This is a genomic window from Shewanella marisflavi (genome assembly GCF_002215585.1).
In the GTDB taxonomy this organism is placed as follows: Bacteria; Pseudomonadota; Gammaproteobacteria; order Enterobacterales; family Shewanellaceae; genus Shewanella; species Shewanella marisflavi.
In genome coordinates this window covers 513039-532992 of the sequence record NZ_CP022272.1, presented here as the reverse complement: position 1 = coordinate 532992, position 19954 = coordinate 513039, and the positions used below count along the sequence as shown (strand labels likewise).

Here is a 19954-nt window from a genome sequence, read left to right as displayed (position 1 = left end):
ACGGGTCCCAATTTAACAAACAGTTTTATCCCATGACTTAATCTCTTTTCGTTTGTCAGAAGCGGCATACTTACAGCCACAAGCAGCCAAAAATTCACTGCTAGCGCAGACTTCATAAAAAGTTAGCAATAATCAATATTGAGATCTCTTGTCCCAGTGCTGACCTAATGTGTGACAACTTGTCTCATCCACTTCAGCCAAATGGCGCACTTTACCTCGGTTTACCCCAAAAAGACTTACAAAAATCATGGCATTAAATTTGCCACAAAATTAAGTGATGATTTCCCACGGCAAGTAATATGAGATGTAAAACCAAATTCTTTAACCATTTAAACCAGCATATAGGAGAGTTTAGCGGCGCCTTTGCCGACTTGGGCACCTTCCTGCCCCTCGTACTCGGACTGATCGCCATCAACCATTTTTCCCCTCAGGGGATCTTTCTCGGGTTTGGCCTGTTCGCCCTCTTTACCGCCTACTTCTACCGCAGACCCATTCCGGTACAACCTATGAAGGTGATCGCCGCGCTGGTGATCGCCCAGGGGCTGACACCGGGCATGCTGCAAGCCAGTGGCATCATGATGGGGCTGATTTTACTCATCTTGGCCTATAGCGGAGCTATCAACTGGATGGCAAGGCAGCTGTCACCCGCCATCAGTATCGGCATTCAACTGGCCATTGGGTTACAACTGATCTGGATGGGCGGACAGATGATGAGCGGTACCTGGCTAATCGGTATCCTGGCATTCAGCGCGCTATTCATGAGCCGTTTCCTGCCGCTTCCTTATCTTGCTATGCCCTTGGTACTAGGGCTAGGTGTCCTGTGGCAAACGACTCAAGGCAGTACCGCCAGCTTTACGCTATCGGCCACCACAGACTGGCAAATGGGCTGGCCCAATATGGAGGAATGGAGCTCGGCGGCGCTCCTGCTTGTACTACCACAGCTGGCATTGACGCTGACCAATGCAGTGATCGCCACCTCAGCCATGGCAAGTGGAAAATTCCCTCAAGATGCCCTGATCGACAGCAAACGATTTACGCCCCGTCGCCTGGCCACCAGCTCAGGCTGGGCAAACCTGGTGTTAGCACCATTTGGTGCGACGCCCATGTGTCATGGCGCAGGAGGGTTGGCGGTGCAGTATCATTTCGGCGCCCGCAGCTGGCGCGCTCCGGCCCTGTTTGGCCTGACCTGCTTAGTGATCGCCCTGTGCTGGGGTGACACCATAGCTCAGGTGTTATCACTGATCCCCTTGGCGATTCTCGGTAGTCTGCTGGCAATCGCCGGCTTGCAACTCGCCTGGTCACAGCGCTTTATCGATGGAAAGCCCTTCTGCATCTTAGTGATCTTGGCCACCGCTGCCGTTTGTCTCACCATCAATACCGCCGCCGGACTCGCCGTAGGCGTGATATTAGAGATGGGGCGCAGGCGGTGGCACCTGATCTCTGATCTCAAACGGTAAACACAATTCAATATCCAGAAAATAACAACGCCAGCATTAACCCTAGGGGTTGGTTGCTGGCGTTGTGCAATTTAAGCTATTGACCTTAGTAACCAGTTAGGCTCACCGCCGGCCAATGCTTATCCACCTCTTGCTTAATGAAGGCCTGCTTGGCTTTAGTCAGCTTATCCAGCTCTATACCCACCGCCTGCTGCGCCGCCTCCTTGGTCGAGATATCGGGATAGTTCACTTTGGTAACAGAGAGCATGCTCAAGATCTCAGCAAGGCCTTGACGGGCATATTCGGCCTGAACTATCGCCCTATCCAGCAGAGCATTAGCTTCCTGAGGGTTATGGGCATAACTGCCATGAGATGACATGGCAAAGTCCCAGCGCCACTGGGCATGACGGATCGCCATGATGGCATCATTCATAATGGCCCAGCTCGCGCCTGCATCCCAGGCGGCGCCCGCCTCATAGTGAGCCTTAACCAGGAGTTGCTCCACTTTTCTGGCCTTCGCGGCAATATCTGATTTAGCGGAGTTAAGTTGCTTCATCAAGGCCGATTTATCTTGGTGGCAGCCCTGACAGACAGAGTCATAATTTGGCAGCGCCTTGCCCACCTGATGGTTAGTGTAGGCTTTACCCTCACTGTCGGTAGCGGCCGGCATATGACAAGTTACACAGGTGACGCCTGCCTTGGCGTGTTCGCTGCGACTCCAATGCTCAAACTCTGGGTGGCGAGCCTTAAGTATGGGGGTCTTAGAAACGGGATGGATCCACTCGTAGAAGCGGCGAGTATCGTAATATTTCTCGATCAAATCGGCACTGCTACCGAAGATCCAGGGAATATTCACCTTATTGCTGCGCTCGGGTTGAAAATAGTAAGTCACATGACACTGGCCGCATACCTGAGCCCCCTGCATCGACTGATTTTGCTTGTCGAATGGCAAGTGTACCTTGGCCATGGCATCTCTCGCGTGGGGGCGCGGTAGGGTCAATGCCGCCTTACCTTGCTCATGACAGTCACTGCAGTAGACGACGCTGTTCATCTCGGTGCCGAGATCGGTAAAGTTCTTAGCCGAAAAGCCTTCCACGCCCATCTCATCGATAAGCCTTGGCACATCGGGCGATTTACAGGTCCAGCAGCTCGCCGACAGTCCTTTCTGCCCCGCCTCCGGCGGCACGCCGGTCCGCAGGGTATGAGTCACATCTGCTACCGCAAACTGGTGTCCCCTGGGGCTATGGTATTCCTTGGCATAGGCAGATCCCGCCCAGAGTATGATGGCGGCAGGATAGCTGGCCAGCATGTCGCTGCGCGCATCTTGGGTCGAGGTCGCCTCCCAGCTGGCATACTGATTAGGGTACTTGGTCTGCATGGCCTGCATGCTCTCAATAGCCTTAGTGCTCACATCTGCCGCTAAGGCCGAACTTGAAATCGTACTCAGGGTGCACCAGCCCAGTAGGCTCAATGCGATAGCGCTTAGTTTCTTCATTGGACTTTCCACACTCATTAATATTCTTACTTACGCCAGGGCTAACCTGGTCGTCCGTCGACTCTGGGCCGGGTCAATATTGGCGCATAACACCAGACAAACCAGCCAAAGGCCAGGCTCCAGAAACTGCCCGCCATCCAGAGCCAAAGCTCACTATAGGCTGGAAACCATAAGGGCATCACGGCGCGACATAGGGCTGCCAGGCTAATAGATAAAAAGGCAAACGCCATCTTAGGGCCCTGATAGATGTTACGACTGGTATGCCCCAGAGAGACGCGAGATATCATAGATAGACAGAGCCCAGCCATGGTGCCGATAGCAAACAGGTGCAGCAGATGACGATAGGCATTCTCATCCTCAATGTTCCAGGCGATAGCCGCCAGGGTCACGGGCAGACAGAGATAAGCCAGCTGCAATGACCAGAGCATAGGCTCTTTCAAGGTTTTATGGGGCTGCCAGCGTAACCAACGCAGCAGATGAGCCAGAGCCGCTAATCCAAGCAAGGCTTGCTCGGCACTAAGGGGCAACCACTTAGTGATCCCTTGAACTATCAATAAGATCATCAGCCCAATCACACTCAAATCCAGCGCCTTGATGGGATCGGGCTTGGCTTGCTTAATACGCACAGCGGTAAAGAAGGGAATAACTCGTCCCCCCACAATAGTGATCAACAAGCCTAGCCACCAAAGCATGCCTTGCCAGATATGATGGCTCAGTACAAAGTCTCGCTGACTCAGGGCGTAATAACTCAGTAAGTTGATCCCTGTGGCCACCAGCAACATGATGGGGAAACCTATGTTGCGCCACTGTTTGACGCGGTAGATACAAGACCACAGTTTGGCGGCGGTCAACAAGAGAAACAGACTATCAAATAGCGCCGGTAACCAGACTGGCAGCTCAAGCGGCAATAGCAACAAAACACGCGCCAGTAACCAGCAGGCAAACACCAAGGCTAAAGACCAGCCCTTAAGGCTCGGCTGATTGGTCCAGGTCTGCACCGAGGTCAGCAGGAAGCCACTAACGATTGCCATGGCAAAGCCAAACAGCAGCTCATGGGGATGCCACCAGAGCGGCACCACCTTGACCCAAAAATGTTCCCGTAACAGACTCATTTCAGGCAGATACCAGGTGATCAACCACAGCGGTATATAGAGGGCGGCCAACAGGGCACCGCCTAAGAAAAAGGGCCGAAAACCCAAACGCCAAATCGCCGGTGTCTTGTCGATCACTTTAGGGTCATCAATATTGAGCATCTTCTGCGCCTCTGCCAAAGAAAAGCTTAAACAAACATCTTAAATATAGCTTTATAGTCGCCAGTCTACTGAGACAAGCACGGCTGAACAATGGAAATTAAAGGTGATATAAAGAAGTGTGAACCAGATAGCGAGATTAGGCTATGATATTGAATTTAAATACCTCTTTAGAGGCATCCTGCTCACCCAAGAGCGAATCATTAATATAGAGAGGCAAGGCCGTTGAATCCAGACAAGATTGAATCCTCCGAGGCACTAACGCATTACATACAGACCACCCAAGCGGTCATGATACTGTTTGGCGGGGAACACTGCGGCGTCTGCCAGAGTATCAAACCCAGATTAGCCGAGCTGCTGGCCAGTGATTTTCCAAAGGTGCAGCTCTGTTATATCGATTGTGAAGCCCATGGCGACATTGCCGCCGCCCATAGAGTATTTACCCTGCCAGTTATTGAACTCTACTTTCACGGCCAGGCATTTGGGCGCTTTATCAAGGTGTTCTCTTTGGCCGAGGTGAAAGAGGCGATCGCCCGCCCCTATCAACTACTGGACTAAGTGTGGCGAGTTTATCCTTTAAAGGGACGAAAGCCACCATAGGCGACAGGCGTATCAACGCCTTGATGAGACATAGACTTGTTAAGTACTGAAGGTTGCAGCAGCACTGAAGGTGGCACACTATCGGCCTCAATACCGCCACAGTCACAACCTCCGGCCGAACCGCAACTGCCACCAGTGCCACAGCAACCGCCCTTCTTGGCATGATTGAGTGAGGCGCGCCCCATAGAGGCATCAACCAGGCGCCGCTCCAGCACCTTAGTCTGACAGAGCAACACCTCGATACTCTCCTCTTTATCCCCCTGGCTAACGCTAATACCCGCCGCTAACAACTTACCCAAGATGCGCTCGCCGATATGCTGCACTATGACAATATCTGTCTTTTGAGCCTGGAACAGGCGCAGCAACTCAGCCTTAGCACGGCAGTTTCCCTCAAGTGCTGGATTATCGAAGCTGGTGATTAACTGGTGATACTCGTTAAAAAAACCGATCCTTTGCGCCTTGGTAAAATGCGCCGCAAGACGTCCACGGCTCATTGGCATAGCAACTATCATGATAATTCCTTATGAATTCGATGAGGGCAGAACCAGGGCCTGGCCCTGAGTGATCGCCGTCGCCACCTTTTGACGAGCGCTGGCCAACAGATTGCCGAAGGTCTGACGGGAGATCCCCATAGACGCCGCTGCCTCGAGTTGACTGAGTCGCTGCACGTCCCCAAGCGCCAAGGCCTCAAATTCATCGGCATCAAGCTGGATTTTCTCTAGCTCAGTACTGGGAATACCGTTAGGTTTGAACAAGCTGCAGGGTACACAGCACTGCAATCGGCGGCATTTCTTAGGTCTTGGCATGGCCATTCCCTTAATCGATTAAATTGCGATGAGTTCAACCACTTCCACATTGACTTGAGCAGGCATAACCATCATTTGATGGCCACAAATCGATAGCGACTAAACCAAGGCAAGACATTGAGAACGGTTTGAACATAGGTTATTGGCATACGCCAATAACTGGATTGTGGAAGATCTTATGGAATGAAACTGAGGGCCAGCTCACACGCGCTCATATTCGCATTGGCTAAAAAATAGCAAAGCGAACCACCTAAACAGTGATTCGCCTTTGAAATACGGCCTTTAAGGACTAGAGCGCGTGCTGCTTAGTCAAGATGCGGGTACTCATCTCGCCGGCATCTATGCTCTTAAATTTCGGCGTCAGATATTCCTTTGCCATCTGCACACGCTGGGCAAATTCGGGCTGTTGCACGACAGTCTCATCCAGCACCATCAGCCTGGCTTTTTCCTGCCACTTCTTGATGGTCTTAGCCGATTTGACAGGATCGATCGGTAAGATCTGAACATGAGCCTGGTTCCATCCCATGTCGACGTCGTATTCGACCACATACTCTTTACCCGCCTCGACCTCGGCTTGAAGGACAGAATAGCGCTCTGAAAGCGATACGAAGGTATGCTTACCCGGTGTAACTCTTACCTGAAAATAGGTGCCTGCCTTGGTGCTGCCCACATAGCCAGTTTCAGACCAAATATCAAAAGGCACCTCACCTATCAGCCTCTCCATGCGGTAGAAGTTGATCACCGCCGAATTCTCATCGGGCTTAATCGGTTCAACACCTAGCTTCATGACAGGGAAGCCCAGTAAGGCGGGATTGGCCATCAGGTTATCGTAGGCGTCGTTCTTTCTCGGTGCGCCGATATCTTTGGCCTTCTTAGTCTGCATGATCATAGAAACCCCTAAATCGTGCTCGACCTCCTTCATCTTACCCGTGGTGTAATCTATGGTCAGGTACACTGTCTCACCGGGACGATTGTCCACACGACTATAACCGAATCCCACCAAGCCCTGCACCAGGTGCACAGAGTTCAGCCCAGTTGCCAGCTTTAACAGGGTATGACTGCCGTTGGAGAGATCGGCAACCACATCTTTGTTGGCCGCCACCCAGGCGCCGCGGGCACCCCCCTGAAAATTAGATCCACGGATCACATAAACGAAGGTTTCATCCTGAGTCGGTGTCGCTTCAGGTTTGAATTGACTGACCAACTCAGGGTCCACCTTGTAGGAGGTGGCACAGCCTGTTGTCAGCCCTAATAAAACAAGCCCTAAAATTAGCGAAAAATGTTTTTGTATCTTGTAGTTAGTCACGATTTTGTTCCCTCAAAAAAACAAACTAGAAGCTACTGCTACGCCAATCAACTGTCAACAAAAATACAACAAACGCATTACTGTTCTGTCTGGGTTTTCATACTTAATGCTGATTTGATTAAGATAAGTCCCGTCTGGCGACCATTGAGATACCAGACCCCACTGGCGTCAAACATGGCATCCTCTTCCAGCATGATGCGGATCTCCCGCTCCCACTCTGGGATCAACACGGCGTTATTAAGCTCAATGGAATAGGCGGTATTGAGGTGCAGCGGATAATCCCCTGAACCAGCAACCCCTTGCTGGGCATCCCACATCCCTAAGGTCGTGCCCGCTCCATGACCGTGATAACCTATGGGATGGGAGTAAATCGTCGGCTTAAGCCCGGCTGCAATGGCCTGCTCCCGTGCGGCCTTCAGCACCTGGTTACCCGTCCTGCCCACGGCAAACTGAGCGGTTAATATGTCTTGCAATTGATTACCGCTGTTAAACGCCTTCACCAGATAGTCTGGCGCCTGGGTCTCGCCACTGCGCAGCACATAGGCGAGTTGCTGGGTATCTGTGTTTAATCTCAGGTAGGTGATGCCAAAGTCCACATGCAAGAGATCCCCAGGCAAGATCACAGTATCACCGGACAGGTCGGCCTGCTTGGCCCTTTGAATGGTGACACTGGGCTGAAACCAGGTTTGCAGTTTCAGCTCTCTTACCCGTTCCCTGAACCACCACACCAGATCCTCGCTCGTGGTCTTGCCCACCTGTATCACCTCATTGGAAAAGCCCTGAGCGATGATCTCATGGGCCATTTTGACCAAACTGGGATAGAGGGCAACCTCCTCTGGGATACGACGTTCCAGCCAGCCAATCGCCAGTGGCTCGGCAGACACCAGAGCCTGTCGATAGGGTTCCGGCAGATGACGCAATAGCCGCGCCTCGTCACCCGATACCAGACCGTCGGCATGGGCCCAGCTGGCAGAGCGGTTAACGCCGATACGCTTGGGCTGATAACGCTCCACTAAGGCATTCAGCGCCTGCCACTGACTGGGATGTGTCTCCTTATCCCAGGCCTTAGTGAACAAGTTGCCGACACTGTAAGGCGCGATAGCATAGGCATTCACCTCGCCCTGCTTATCACGGGCAAACACCAATATGGTAGTACGCCGCGCCGACAGCCAAGTCGCAGGAAGCATAGTTTTCAACACAGGATCTTCGTTATATTCGCGGCTGATCAGCAGCCACATATCGATATCGCTTTCGCGCATCAACGTGGGCAGCAACTGCTGCACACGTTTCTCGGTCAGGCTGTCTATCAAAGCCGCCCGTTCTCGCAGCGGCAGTATCTCGTCCGTTGCGGCACCTTGGCTGGTCTGAGGCAGCAAGGTCAAACACAACAGCCAAAAAATGGCATAGAGGCTCAAGTTATTATTCTTATTAGCCAGCATTAATTGTCTCATCTCTCATATCGGGGATTTTTTAGACTAATCAAAAACTCAGTCCATGACCAGAGAGTTGTTTTTCAAGGTTAAGGAGCGTTAAATAGCCCTATCGATGGCAGTCTTGGTAAAGGACAATAAGATGGATACACAAGCACGTTATTACTATGAGCCCAGTAAAGGACATGGTTTAGCGCACGACCCGCTCAACGCCATCATAGGGCCAAGACCCATAGGCTGGATCGCCTCGCACAGCCAGGACGGTAAACGTAATTTAGCCCCCTATAGCTTCTTCAACTGCTTTAACTACCATCCCCCCATCATAGGCTTTGCCAGCGTGGGTTATAAAGACAGCCTGGCCAACATATTGACCACGGGCGAATTTGTCTGGAACCTGGCGACCCGACCACTGGCCGCGAAGATGAATCTCACCTCCGCAGCCCTAGCACCAGGCAGCGATGAGTTTGAATTTGCCGGGCTCACGCCAGTGCCGGGCAATCTGGTGGGCGCCGACCGAGTGGCCGAAAGCCCGGTGAATTTCGAGTGTAAATTATCGCAGTCTTTGCAGCTGCAATCGGCCAGCGGCGAAAAAATTGAAACCTGGCTGGTGCTGGGCGAAGTAGTCGCCGTGCATATCGACCGCCAACTGTTGGATGCCGATGGCACCTACCTGACCGCCAAGGCCGAACCCATTCTCAGGGCGGGTGGGCCTTCGGCCTACTATGGCATCTCAGAGGCGCTACGTTTCGACATGCAAAGGCCGCCAGCGCCTAAATAGCCAAATCCCAGCCCGCTTAGGCCTGCACCGTCATGCGCCGCGCCAGGGCAAAGCTGTCATCCATGGTGCGGGCATATTCCACCTGGCCGCGACGCTTACGGATCCCGGCGCGCCTAAGTTTTAGCAACATGCGTGGTTGCAGGTTATTGATAATTAACCCCACCTGTTTCGCCGCCAGTTCCTTGGCGATGGACTCCATGGCGACTATGGCGCTCATATCCAGCAGGGTCACTTCAGACATATCCAAAATCACCACCCGCACATCCGGGCGCACCAATGCGATAGTCTTAAGCGCCTTGTGGGCCGAGCCAAAAAACAGCGGCCCGTTGATGTCGTACACCACGACCCCCTCTGGCACCTTATAGGCCTGATGATTGGTCTCTATCGCCCTGGTGTCGGTCAAACTAATACTGCGACGAATAAACAACATGGCTGCCAGCCCCATGCCCACCGCCACGGCAATCGTCATGTCAAACAGCACGGTAAGCGCGAAACAGAGCACTAAGATCAGCACATCATCCCTCGGCGCCACCTTGATTGTTCGCACAAAATGCTTCGCCTCACTCATGTTCCAGGCCACCACCAGTAGCAGCGCGGCCATAGACGCCATGGGAATATAAGAGAGCAGCGGCGCCAGCAATAATATCCCCGCCAATATAAACAGACCATGCACCACTGAGGCCAGCGGAATGCTGCCCCCCGCCTTGACGTTGGCAGCGGTGCGGGCTATCGCCGCCGTTGCCGGAATACCGCCAAACAGAGGCACCAGCATGTTCCCCAGTCCCTGACCGATAAGCTCATCATTGGGGTTATGTTTCTTGCCCGACATGCCATCGGCCACCACGGCGCACAACAAAGATTCCAGCGCCCCCAGAATGGCGATGGTAATGGCTGACGGCAGCAGCTCACGCACCAACTCGAAACTTATGCCTATGGGCTGGCCATCGGCGCCCGGCAGATTCCAGGGCCAGTCGAAGCTCGGCATAATGGGCGGAATACCGCTGCCCAGCACGCCATCTAGCTCATAGTGAAAGCGACTGCCTATGGTTGCCACAGAAAAGCCCTCAACAGACAGTGTCATCACCCAGGCGATTAAGGCGCCCACTAACAGCGCGGCCAGGTGCGCCGGCACCTTAGATTTCAATCTTGGCCAGGTTAGCAGCACGGCCAGGGTCAGGGCGCCAATCAGGGTTTCCTGCCAGGCGATGCTGCCCAGCGCCTGAGCGATATAGGAGAGTTTCTCAAGGTAATGCTCGCCACCCGCGGCGACCTCGAGGCCGAAGAAGTCTTTGATCTGAAAGGTAGCGATCACCACGCCAATCCCGGCGGTAAAGCCGACGGTAACTGGGTAAGGCACTATCTCAATCAATCGCCCCAGCTTACCCAGGCCCATCAGCAGCAAAATCACGCCAGCCATCAGACCGCTAAGCAACAGCCCCCCCAAACCATACTGCTGCACTATGGGCAGTAAAATCACCACAAAGGCCGCCGTCGGCCCGGAGATGTTGACCTTAGAGCCGCCGCAAATGGCGATCACTATGCCGGCGATCATCGCCGTATAGAGGCCATGTTGTGGCGGCACGCCGCTGGCGATCGCCAGTGCCATAGAGAGTGGTAGGGCAATCACCCCGACGGTCAAACCCGCCAGGATATTGGTCTGTATCTCCTGCAAAGAGGGTTTAGCGCTAATGCTTTTTCTAACTGCTGATAACATGTTGATCCCGATGAAATGATGCTAGCTGCCACGACACAATGGCGAACATCGAGTGTAACGAGTCGAGATCAAGGCTTGTCTGCACTTGGCAAAAAATGGCAAGTCGTGAGGTGACGATACACCTGAAGTTTCTGTGAGCGTAGAGGCTGGACAGCTAAGCAAAGAATGCCTGCATAACCACAATGTGGTTAAGGCCTTTTATTCTAAACCCTAGAAGGGCGCTATGGTAAGGGGCTGGGCGAAAAAAATCTTAAGCCTTTGGTCTAAAGCAGCCGTCAATGCTCCCTCCAGTATGATCGCTATCTCACTCATACTTTCGCCCTCTCCTCCCCTTAAAAATGTGACGTAGATCCCTTGAGATACGGCGGTGTTTAGCGCATCCTATACGGCCCCGGGGGCTGCCGCCCCCGGATTCCGTTCGGATGAAGGTAGCAGGAGAGTGGGGAGTTAACCCCACACCGACGAGGCAACTTTTTCGCCATGCGTTATCGGCGATAAAGCACTCTTTCAGGTGCCATGATGATGGCGTGGACTGTTACTGGACGAGCCTCTGGAGAGACTGTGAGCTAAGGATGATCCCTGAGTATCACGGCGCCGAAGGCGAAAGTGTAGCCCCCAAGGCGCTACGCGAAACGCTCAGGCAAAAGGACAGAGGAGAGGATGACTGTAGCGGTTATAGCCCCGGCTATATTCAGTCACTGTCGTTTGTTACTTTTGGCCTGTTAGTGCACGCCACCCTTAAAGCGTGTCACAGTGAATACCTGTCACTGCTAATTAAGTGTCACAAAGCCACAAACGCCAGTCTCCAAACAGACATTTCTTTTCCTCCTCCATATTAGGGGGTCTACGGACCCTAGAGTTTAATATTCGAGGAACACCATGAATTTTCACGCGTTACTAAGCGAGATCAACGCCATCGTCTGGGGCCCTATCACCCTCTGCTTGTTGGTGGGAACAGGTCTCTATCTCACCCTGCGTCTGCGGCTAATACAGATCTTTAAGCTCCCTCTGGCGCTCAGATTGCTGTTTAAGCCTGCCAGTGGCAAGGGCGATCTCTCCTCCTTCGCCGCCCTGTGTACTGCACTGTCTGCCACCATAGGCACGGGCAATATCGTTGGTGTGGCCACCGCCATTAAGATTGGTGGTCCGGGCGCTCTCTTCTGGATGTGGTTGGCGGCCTTCTTCGGCATGGCCACCAAGTATGCCGAATGCATGTTGGCACTCAAGTATCGCACCACAGACGCGCGCGGCAATATTGCCGGTGGCCCCATGTACTACATAGAGCGCGGATTAGGGCTTAGCTGGCTGGCCAAACTGTTCGCCTTATTTGGTGTCGGCGTCGCCTTCTTCGGCATTGGCACCTTTGCTCAGGTCAACGCCATCAGCGATGCCATGACCATCGCCTTCCATGTGCCCACCTGGGTCACCGCTATCATCCTTACGCTACTCGTGGCCGCGGTTACCCTGGGCGGCGTTAAGCGGATCGCCAATGTGGCGCAAAAGTTGGTGCCTAGCATGGCACTGGGGTACGTGCTGGCCTGTGTGTGGATCCTGTTTACCTTTAGCGATCAGATAGTCCCGGCATTACAACTTGTGGTGCAGTCGGCCTTCAGCCCCATCTCGGCCGCCGGAGGCTTTTTAGGGGCGACGGTTGCGCAGGCGATTCAGATAGGGATAGCCCGCGGCGTCTTCTCCAACGAATCAGGCCTGGGGAGCGCCCCCATTGCCGCCGCTGCGGCCAAGACCAAGGAGCCGGTAGAACAGGGACTGGTCAGCATGACGGGCACCTTCTTCGACACCCTGATTATTTGTACCATGACGGGACTCGTGCTGATCATCACAGGCGTATGGAGCGGAGACACCGCGGGTGCCGCCATGACCAGCGCCGCGTTTGCCAGCGGCGGTTCGGCCATCGTCGGTCAGTATCTGGTGACCATCGCCCTGGTCTGCTTCGCCTTCACCACTATACTCGGCTGGCACTACTATGGTGAGCGCTGTTGGTACTATCTGACGGGGAAACGCTTAGGGGATAACGGCATTAAGATCTATCAGTTTATCTTTCTGAGTCTTATCGCCGGTGGCGCCTTTATTCAGCTGGATCTGATCTGGATGTTGGCCGATACGGTTAACGGCCTGATGGCGATCCCGAATCTCATCGCCCTGATCGGCCTGCGTAAGGTGATCATTGGCGACACCCTGACCTATTTCGCCGCTAAACGCGCCAGCACGGCGCCGCAAGAACTCACAGCCTAAGGCCTATGTGATCGCCGACCGATCCCGGCGGCGATCACAACAAGTCACTAAAAGCTGATCGAGATCAAATACCCGACTATTTTAATCAAGTACTCTGTGGCCACTTAATCGAGATAACAGGAGTCATTATGAGTTGTTGTGGCGGATGCGGCGGTCAGGCCGAGAAACCTAAACAGGAAGAGACGAAACAAGAGAGTGGCACGCAGCAGGAGACGAACACGCAGCAAGCTAAGGATTAAGCACCATCTCACACACTCCCTACACCACTGCATCGAAAGCCGGCCTTCATCACCGGCTTTTACTTTTCCTATTCAGCATGAGCCTGAGTTATCAGCACCACCGCTAGCGTCTTAGCTTAAGATAGAGCTCGCCATCGCGGATCTGCAGATCATCAACGCCGTCGGCAAAAGTCGTCCAGAAACCACGGTCACCAAACTCCCCCACCAGATTGACGTTTTTCATGTTGCCGAGCCAGGCGTTAGGGATCGGCACGCCCATCAGGCTAACCCCCACCAGCGCCACCACGGGGCGACGAGTGGCGTCCAAATGGATATCCAATCCCGCATTAACCCTTAAGATCTCACCCGCCATAATGGGAAAATCCTGCGGGATAGGCACTAAAATCTTGGCGCTGGCCAGGTTGTCGGAGAAGTCTATCGCTACCCGCTCGGCAAAGTCAGGATTACGGCCTATCATGGCATTGACCTCCTTCTCACTGAAGGTCACCTGACGATCGGCGTCGCGTTCGCGATAGGGCTCGGGCTCTAGTTTATCGCCACCACGCTGCCCCTCGGTGTTGCGCTCCACCTGCCAGCCCAGCTGAGACAACTTGTTGTCCAGTCGCTGCTCCTCTTTGGCATTTAGGGTCACGGGTGTGAAAGGCGCCGGGAAAATGTAGGTGCGAATAATGAAAAAACTCGCCACAGCGGTCAGCACTATGGTCAGCAGCACGATCAAGAGGATCTGCACTGTGCTTGCCCCCGGTTGACGGCCCATTCCCTTAGCAAAGTTCAAATTGTAAGTTAACATCACGCCTTCCTTGCCTTTGCCAAAATCGAGTCGGCAATTGCTTATAGAGTCTATATCTTGTTGGCTATGTTACTTGGCCAGCGAGCAGAAGAAAATATAGCCCTAGGTTAACCTCAGCCCCGGCTATGCGCCACCGTCATCTCACTGTTACCGTTAAATTATCCGCCGTTGAGCTAGGCATTGGTCTGCTTTCTGTTACAGTATTCCTTGTCAATTTCGAATATGAGGAATTAATCTGTGGGTATCATTACCAAAATCTCGCTTCCCCTAATCGCCGCATTCGCCTTAACCGCCTGCGATCAAGAACAGCAATCCACGCCTGAACAAACAAAAGCCCCAGCGGAACAAACAAAAGCCCCAGTAGAACAAGTGGCTCCTAAGGCCGAACGTCCCAGCGCCGATGAGCTCACCGCAGTTCCTAATGGCCTCTCAGCCGAGCAACCCCATTCACCGGATAAGGGCATCAATATGACACAAGGCACGGTTAGATATTTCAATCTCGAAGGCGGTTTTTGGGGCATTATCACAGACGATGGCCGCCAGATCCTGCCGCAGAACCTAGCACAGGAATACCGTAAAGATGGCCTGAGACTGAGTTTTAAGGCCCAAGAGGTTAAAGATATGATGACGATTCAGCAATGGGGCGTACTCTCTACCCTCAGCGATATCGAAATCATTGGCCAAGTCGAGAGCAAATCCAGCGATCCACTCCTCTAAAGCTGACAGGGGCAGATAGCCCCCTTAGGCTTGTCTCGCAAACCGCCGGACTGCTATCAACTCGCAGTCCGGCGGTTGAATCATTCGCAATAGTACCCATTTGGTAAATTTAGACTAAATTTTAAGGAGTCCTACCCAACATAAGGTTTCGGAATGATTGATAAAATGGCGAAAAGGATCGCTTCGCTGACAGCCTTTCAATGGAGTCTGCTGCTCGGCGTTCCCCTACTACCGATAGCTTATCTCCTCCTGCAACAAGGCCAATGGCCCTGGTTATTATTACTACTGGTTTACTTTCTGCTTATTCTCTCTGTGCAAGTGTCGATGCGTAACATGTTAAACACACTGCGCAACGCCGCAATTCAGCTTTCTGAGGGCGATCTACGCGTCCGCTTAGAGACTCAAACCGCCATTGGCGGCCCGCTGTTCAAGGCCTTCAATCAAATAGGCGAAGACCTCTCTCGCACCTTGTTTTCCCTCAATAAGTCGACCCTGAAACTGGTCAATGTGGCCGATACGGTACAGACAGATTCAGAGACCTCGAAAGGCGGCGCGATACGGCAAAAGGCCGATGTTTTGGAGGCCAAGCAGATCGTCGCTCGCTTATTTGAAACCACAGCCGAGGTCTCTAGCTTTTGTGAGTCCACCTCGCAGCTCGCCAGCGAGTCGAAACTTCAGGCAGATAGAGGTAAGAAAGAGATGCGCTCCCTTGAGCTGGCGCTGGAAGAGGTGGGCGAACAGTTTGCCGCCTCAGATGAAAACTTCGAGCTGCTGAAGCAGGAGAGTCTGCAAATTGGTCAGGTGATAGAAACCATCAGTAGCATCGCCGAGCAGACCAATCTGCTAGCCCTCAACGCCGCTATCGAGAGCGCCCGGGCAGGCGAATTGGGTCGAGGCTTCGCCGTGGTGGCCGACGAGGTGCGATCTTTGGCACAGCGTACCCAGGAAGCCACAGAAGATATCAGCAACAAGATCGCTAACCTGCAAACTCAGATCAGTAGCGCCATTACCACCATGCAGAAAAATCGCCAGAGCGTGCAGCACTCGCAATCTGTCGCCGAAGAGGCTGAAAGCCACTTCGAACAACTCGTGGCACAAATTGAAAGCATAGACACACTAGGCCATCAGATCGCCGAGGCTTCGCAACAACAGGTTGAACAGACTCAATTGCTGGATACCTGTCTGGTGGAAGTGGATAAGGTGTCAGATGAGAATGTTAAAGCAACTCAGGAAACCCTACTGGCCAGTATCACAGTGCGAAATCTGGCGGGCGAAATCGACTCACTACTGCATCGTTTTGCCACCGACAGCGAACAGATAGCCCGCGAAGATAAGCGCCGCGAGAAACTGATCGAATGGAGCGACGCACTGGATCTTAATCTGGCCGAGATCAATCGCCAGCACCAAACCTTGATACACCTGATCAACGAACTCTATTACCTACTCCATCACAACTATGGCCTGGCCTCTATCAAGCGGGTGGTACAGGGGCTGATCGATTACACCGCCAACCACTTTAAATATGAAGAGACGCTGTTTGAACAATTCGGCTATCCCCAGGACAAGCAACATACCGACTTCCACCACCAACTGGTAGGCAAGGTGCTGGCGTTTCAACGCCGGGTCGAACAGGGGGAAGATATTGGTGATGAGTTGATGGCGTTTCTAAAAAACTGGCTCAGCCAGCATATCCAAAAGGAAGACAAGGCTTTTGTCGCCTGCTTTAAGGAGAATGGCTTGAGCTAGTCGCAGAGGATGCTAAACTTGCGGCCTGTTTTACTTTTAACCAAGATAAGGTAATGCAATGAATCCCATTATTGCGATCTTAAAAGAACACAATGTCAGCGACACTCAGATCCAGGAGCTGTTTCAGGCCCTGACCGAAAACCCATTGATGGCGATGGGTACCATTGGCCAGCTGGGCATCGCCCCTGAAAAACTGCAACAGCTTATGGCGCTGGTGATGCAAAACCCGGCCCTTATCAAAGAAGCCGTGACCGAGCTGGGATTAGATTTCGCCAAGGTAGAGGCGGCCAAGGCCCAGCTACAGCAACCTTAATCAAGCCAGATGAGTGAAAAAAAGGCTGCCCTGAATAAATCGGGGCAGCCTTTTTTATTACAAACGGATTATTTTCCGCCCGGCTCGGCGAAGCGGGTCATCCAATCTTTCACTTGGTTATACCAGTAGATGGAGTTATTGGGCTTCATGATCCAGTGATTCTCGTCAGGGAAGTAGATCATGCGCGACTCCACACCACGGGTCTGCAGGGTTCTAAACAGCTCAAAGCCTTGGCCCACAGGCACGCGATAATCCAGCTGACCGTGGATCACTAGGGTTGGCGTATTGAAGTTAGCCGCGCCATAGTGAGGCGAGATAGACTGATAGATCTCTGGGTTATCCCAGTAGTTGCCAAAGCGTGGACTATGCACAGAAAAATCTGCCGCCATCTGCGAATACATGTTGTATACGGCAGCGTGGATCAGCAGGGCGTTGAAGGGATGCTTCTGCCCCAGAATGATAGAGGTCAGGTAACCGCCGTAGCTGGCACCACCAGCCACCATGCGCTTATCGTCGATCCAGGATTGCTGCTTAAACCAATCGGCCGCCTTGAGCACATCTTCCAGTGACTTATTTTTCCAGTCTGGGTTGATGCTGTCGGCAAACTCCTGACCGAAGCTGCTAGAGCCATGGAAGTTAGGCCAGGCTGTCACATAGCCCCAAGAGGCAAAGGTCTGAGCATTCCAGCGATAGTGGAAACCGTCAGAGATGGCGTTGTGTGGCCCGCCGTGCACCAGCATCATCAAAGGGTACTTCTTGCTGCGATCAAACCCTGGTGGGTAATGCACCCACATCTGGATCTCTTTGTCCTGATAACCTTTGTAGGTCACAGACTCATAGGTACCTAAGTCGACATCCGCGAGGATCTCGTCGTTAAAGCGGTCTAAACGCGTCATCTTGCCGTTCTTGGGGTTGAGCTTCACCAGACGCGCCGGATATAAGAAGCTATCGTTGGCCACCACGAGCGTGCCGTCATTTGCCACAGCAGGCTGACCGAAGTTGGTCGCCTTGGTAATGGCCTTCACCTTACCGTTTTTAGCATTGATATGATAAAGGCGAACGGTGGCCGCGTCGTCGATGGCACCGTAAAAGCCTTTACTGTCTGGCGTCCACACCCAGCGCGAAACCGAGCGGTCCCACTCTTTGGCCAGCATCTTAGTGCTGCGCTTGTTCAGATCAAACAGCATCAGCTTGGCGGTGTCGGCATAGAAACCCTGAATGTGCTGGCGGGTGAAGGCCAAGGTTTTTCCGTCAGGGCTGAACTTAGGGTTGCTGTCCGGTGCCAGATTGTCTGGGGTGATATTCTCAGCCTTGCCGCTACCAATAGCCGCCAGGAAGATATCTATCTTAGGGTTGACCTGATCATCACTGCCGTTGGCGTTAAAGGCAATCCAGCTTTCATCCGGGCTGATATCATAGCTTCCCGCACTTTGGTATGAGCGCGGCAGCTCAATGTTTAGGGGCTGAGTAATCGCCTCCACATCACCGCCTTTAGCGGGAATACGGAACACATGAGCCTGACGGCCTTCATCAATCCAGTGGTCGAAACTAGAATAGGGCAGCGCGTTCCACTGCTGAGCCGACACCTTGTCATCCTTATCGGCCTTGAGCTGCTCGCCTATCTCGGTCCAGTTCTTACCGGGATAAACCGAGCTGATGAAGTAGAGGTGCTCACCCACCCACTTAAGGCCGTAGACACCGCTCGGCACCTCACTCAAGCGCTGAGCTTCGCCCGGACCATCCATAGGCAATAGGTAGATCTGACCCGCTTCATCCTTATCACGCTTACTGATAAAGGCCAGAGTCTTGCTGTCTGGTGAGAATACCGGCTCGCTAACCCGCATCCCTTTAGCGGTCAGGGCGCGCTGCTGCTCACCGTCTTTATCGAACAACCACAACTGAGTATTGCCCTTATCTTCTGGCACATCGTACTCAGTCACAGGGGCGATGATGTAATCGCCATTGGGGGAGATGCTAGGATTGCCAATACGGCTGAGCTGCCAGAGCACCTCCACCGACAGTGGCTTGCCCGTCTCGGCAAACACAGTTGTTACCGGCATCAAGATGCACAGTAACAGGGTGACTATTTTCTTCACGCGTCCTCTCCTTCAAGTTGTTTTTATTTTGATTTAGCCTAGATGATCGTGCCTTAAACTTAAACCAAACTTAACCCCACTACCTTAGCGCTATCGATAACAAAGCTGTAGCCCTTTTCTCCCGTCGCAATCTCCTTACCCCAGTCTCAAGAAAATAAGCACAACCTCTAAGAAAAAGCGCAATTTCAAATAGCGCAAAACAGGATTCACACCCAGTTCACAAAGCCATAAAAAGTGAAACACCCATCACGATTTAGCCCTAAGCCATTGATGAAAAACTATTCTCCCAAAAAACATTTGGCTATTATGCCAAATGAAGCCAACACATTTTTAAGGCGCGCGATGAATCCTAAGATGACGCAAACACAGCAAACCAGGCTCAATGCCCGCGCTGGCTTACTCAAGGCGCTGGCCCACCCTACTCGTCTCTGGCTGGTTGAACAGCTGGAACACCAGGAACGATGCGTCTGCGAGCTGACCGACGGGGTCGATGCCGACATCTCCACCGTCTCCAAGCATCTATCACAGCTCAAAAAAGCGGGGATCGTCACCAGTCGCCGTGAGGGCAAGCAAATCTACTACCGCCTGGAAACGCCTTGCCTGCTAAGCATGCTGAGCTGTATCGAGACCGCCCTTGATACGCAAACGCCTGACAGCTGCTGCGGTAAGTAATAGTTCGTCATTGTTCAAGGGCGCCGGGCATGAAAATTCAATCCGTCAGATAAGGAAAAACAGATGAAGATAGAAGTATTAGGCAGTGGCTGTAAAAAGTGCACCAACCTGGCCAACGACATACAGAAGGTGGCCGATAGCTTAAAGATTGAGATGGAACTGGTAAAAGTTACCGATATGGTTGAGATTGCCGCCTATGGCGTGATGTCGACCCCGGCGATCGTGATCGACGGCAAGGTGGTGACCTCTGGCCATGTTCCGTCAGAAGCTGAGTTAGCCCTGTTGCTAAATCAAGCCAATCAGGCGTAATTAA

Annotated in this window: 18 protein-coding genes and 2 riboswitches; of the genes, 9 read left to right on the top strand and 9 right to left on the bottom strand. The window is 52.8% G+C overall.

Going from position 1 to position 19954, the window contains the following annotated elements; genetic code table 11:
- The first annotated feature begins 299 nt into the window (after positions 1–299).
- On the top strand, positions 300–1457 hold the full coding sequence (locus tag CFF01_RS02430; protein WP_088903742.1) for a putative sulfate/molybdate transporter: 1158 nt from the start codon (positions 300–302) through the stop codon (positions 1455–1457).
- A gap of 85 nt (positions 1458–1542) precedes the next feature.
- On the opposite strand, the gene CFF01_RS02425 is transcribed toward CFF01_RS02430, so the two are convergent.
- The gene (locus tag CFF01_RS02425; protein WP_232479492.1) at positions 1543–2931 is read right to left on the bottom strand and encodes an ammonia-forming cytochrome c nitrite reductase subunit c552; all 1389 of its coding nucleotides are present in this window, start codon (positions 2929–2931) and stop codon (positions 1543–1545) included.
- 41 nt (positions 2932–2972) lie between these two features.
- The gene (locus CFF01_RS02420) at positions 2973–4184 is read right to left on the bottom strand and encodes an NnrS family protein (protein WP_088903740.1); all 1212 of its coding nucleotides are present in this window, start codon (positions 4182–4184) and stop codon (positions 2973–2975) included.
- 222 nt (positions 4185–4406) lie between these two features.
- On the opposite strand from CFF01_RS02420, the gene CFF01_RS02415 reads away from it, so the two are divergent.
- Positions 4407–4739 (top strand): thioredoxin family protein, encoded by a 333-nt coding sequence (locus CFF01_RS02415; protein WP_232479491.1) that lies wholly within the window; start codon positions 4407–4409, stop codon positions 4737–4739.
- An 11-nt stretch (positions 4740–4750) separates the two neighbouring features.
- On the opposite strand, the gene CFF01_RS02410 is transcribed toward CFF01_RS02415, so the two are convergent.
- The 4 genes from CFF01_RS02410 to CFF01_RS02395 form a co-directional block, all read right to left on the bottom strand.
- A complete protein-coding gene (locus tag CFF01_RS02410; protein WP_088903739.1) occupies positions 4751–5293 on the bottom strand; it encodes a NifB/NifX family molybdenum-iron cluster-binding protein in 543 nt (180 codons plus the stop codon).
- A gap of 9 nt (positions 5294–5302) precedes the next feature.
- Positions 5303–5587, bottom strand: a complete 285-nt coding sequence (locus CFF01_RS02405) for a DUF134 domain-containing protein (RefSeq protein WP_033538808.1) — start codon at positions 5585–5587, stop codon at positions 5303–5305.
- A gap of 289 nt (positions 5588–5876) precedes the next feature.
- Positions 5877–6893, bottom strand: a complete 1017-nt coding sequence (locus CFF01_RS02400; RefSeq protein WP_088903738.1) for a hypothetical protein — start codon at positions 6891–6893, stop codon at positions 5877–5879.
- 77 nt (positions 6894–6970) lie between these two features.
- The gene (locus CFF01_RS02395; protein ID WP_088903737.1) at positions 6971–8332 is read right to left on the bottom strand and encodes a M24 family metallopeptidase; all 1362 of its coding nucleotides are present in this window, start codon (positions 8330–8332) and stop codon (positions 6971–6973) included.
- A gap of 133 nt (positions 8333–8465) precedes the next feature.
- On the opposite strand from CFF01_RS02395, the gene CFF01_RS02390 reads away from it, so the two are divergent.
- Positions 8466–9101, top strand: coding sequence for a flavin reductase family protein (locus CFF01_RS02390; RefSeq protein WP_088905854.1), 636 nt, complete (start codon positions 8466–8468; stop codon positions 9099–9101).
- A 16-nt stretch (positions 9102–9117) separates the two neighbouring features.
- Here CFF01_RS02390 and dauA read toward each other — a convergent pair whose 3' ends face one another.
- Positions 9118–10827, bottom strand: a complete 1710-nt coding sequence (dauA, locus tag CFF01_RS02385; protein ID WP_408640508.1) for a C4-dicarboxylic acid transporter DauA — start codon at positions 10825–10827, stop codon at positions 9118–9120.
- Between the two features lie 410 nt (positions 10828–11237).
- A riboswitch (glycine riboswitch) is annotated at positions 11238–11347 on the top strand.
- An 8-nt stretch (positions 11348–11355) separates the two neighbouring features.
- A riboswitch (glycine riboswitch) is annotated at positions 11356–11477 on the top strand.
- A 217-nt stretch (positions 11478–11694) separates the two neighbouring features.
- Between dauA and CFF01_RS02380 the strand changes: the two genes are divergently transcribed.
- Positions 11695–13068, top strand: a complete 1374-nt coding sequence (locus CFF01_RS02380) for an alanine/glycine:cation symporter family protein (RefSeq protein ID WP_088903735.1) — start codon at positions 11695–11697, stop codon at positions 13066–13068.
- A 342-nt stretch (positions 13069–13410) separates the two neighbouring features.
- Here the strand turns inward: CFF01_RS02380 and CFF01_RS02375 are convergent, their stop codons facing one another.
- Positions 13411–14097, bottom strand: coding sequence for an arginine N-succinyltransferase (locus CFF01_RS02375; protein WP_088903734.1), 687 nt, complete (start codon positions 14095–14097; stop codon positions 13411–13413).
- Between the two features lie 237 nt (positions 14098–14334).
- Between CFF01_RS02375 and CFF01_RS02370 the strand changes: the two genes are divergently transcribed.
- From CFF01_RS02370 to CFF01_RS02360, 3 genes are all read left to right on the top strand, one after another.
- Complete coding sequence (locus tag CFF01_RS02370; protein ID WP_088903733.1) at positions 14335–14814, top strand: hypothetical protein; 480 nt, start codon at positions 14335–14337, stop codon at positions 14812–14814.
- A 153-nt stretch (positions 14815–14967) separates the two neighbouring features.
- Positions 14968–16560 (top strand): bacteriohemerythrin, encoded by a 1593-nt coding sequence (locus CFF01_RS02365; RefSeq protein ID WP_033538814.1) that lies wholly within the window; start codon positions 14968–14970, stop codon positions 16558–16560.
- Positions 16561–16618: 58 nt separating this feature from the next.
- A complete protein-coding gene (locus tag CFF01_RS02360) occupies positions 16619–16873 on the top strand; it encodes a DUF2999 family protein (RefSeq protein ID WP_033538815.1) in 255 nt (84 codons plus the stop codon).
- A gap of 68 nt (positions 16874–16941) precedes the next feature.
- Here CFF01_RS02360 and CFF01_RS02355 read toward each other — a convergent pair whose 3' ends face one another.
- Positions 16942–18969 (bottom strand): S9 family peptidase, encoded by a 2028-nt coding sequence (locus CFF01_RS02355; RefSeq protein ID WP_088903732.1) that lies wholly within the window; start codon positions 18967–18969, stop codon positions 16942–16944.
- Positions 18970–19323: 354 nt separating this feature from the next.
- Here CFF01_RS02355 and CFF01_RS02350 point away from each other — a divergent pair, with 354 nt between their 5' ends.
- Positions 19324–19641 carry an ArsR/SmtB family transcription factor gene (locus CFF01_RS02350; RefSeq protein ID WP_198387110.1) on the top strand — a complete coding sequence of 106 codons (318 nt, stop codon included), beginning with the start codon at positions 19324–19326 and terminating at the stop codon, positions 19639–19641.
- A 63-nt stretch (positions 19642–19704) separates the two neighbouring features.
- Positions 19705–19950 carry a thioredoxin family protein gene (locus CFF01_RS02345; RefSeq protein ID WP_033538817.1) on the top strand — a complete coding sequence of 82 codons (246 nt, stop codon included), beginning with the start codon at positions 19705–19707 and terminating at the stop codon, positions 19948–19950.
- Positions 19951–19954 lie beyond the last annotated feature (4 nt).